Annotated in this window: 1 protein-coding gene; it reads left to right on the forward strand. The window is 49.7% G+C overall.

The annotated features are described in order from the left end of the window. The coding region (locus LGT44_RS10350; protein ID WP_230333592.1) for a c-type cytochrome at positions 1-1,058 on the forward strand (1,058 nt) is incomplete at both ends.

Below are 1,058 nucleotides of genomic sequence, written 5' to 3' on the forward strand. Positions count from 1 at the left end.
ATCAGGAGATGGTGGAGTTTTCACAACTGATTGTTAGCAAGAGCTCGCTGGCCGCCACTGCTGATGCAGAGTCACTCGCAGTGCAAGCAATGGCATTGCAGAGGGCCATCCATGATAAGAAAGGTGTTGATGAGATCCGTCAAATGAGTGCCAGCCTACGCGGCACATTGTTGGGATTGATGCCACATTTATCCCTGCCGGAACGGATATTACCTCAAGAAAAAATCCGGCCGGTATTTGAGACTAACTGCGGATCTTGCCATGGAGTATCTGGTCAAGGTGACGGAGTGCTGGCAGCACAACTCGATCCCGCACCCACGGACTTTACCGATAAAGAGCGGGCATTAAATCGATCAATTTTGGGTTTATACGACGCCATTACCAATGGCATTGACGACACCGCCATGCCATCTTTTCAACAACTAACGGAGCAAGAGCGTTGGTCAATGGCATTCTATGTCGGTGGACTCGCTTTTCAATCCAGCGAACCTACTCACAATGATTTGAATATTACCAAACTGCAGCTGATTAATCACAACCCACTGCAACTGGCAGCAGCACGCCCTGATATAACCCTACAAGCTTTGGAGAGTTTACGCGCTAACCCCTCGGCATTATTCAAGGCATCCCAAGATCCCTTGGCAATCACATGGAATCGACTTCAAGCCGCCCAAAAAGCGCATCAGAAGGGAGATTTTTCAACCGCAAGTGAACTCGCCGTCAGTGCTTATCTGGACGGTTTTGAACTGATTGAAAACAGCCTCGATGCGCATGACAAAGCACTGCGCCAATCCATCGAGTCCAACATGATGGCACTACGACAATTGACCAGCCGCCCCGACGTAAACGGAGAATTGGGTGCGCTAATGGCGGAGACGCGGCATTTGTTGGATGACGCACAACGTTTGTTATCAGAGTCCACCTTGTCCGAAGGAGCTTTATTCACTGCTAGTCTGGTCTTATTGTTGCGCGAAGGCCTGGAGGCATTGCTGGTTATCATTGCCTTAACGACGGTTTTGATAAGAACCGGGCGTCGGGATGCGCTTAAATATGTCCAC

This window comes from Thalassolituus alkanivorans (genome assembly GCF_020447205.1).
GTDB lineage: Bacteria > Pseudomonadota > Gammaproteobacteria > Pseudomonadales > Oceanobacteraceae > Venatoribacter > Venatoribacter alkanivorans.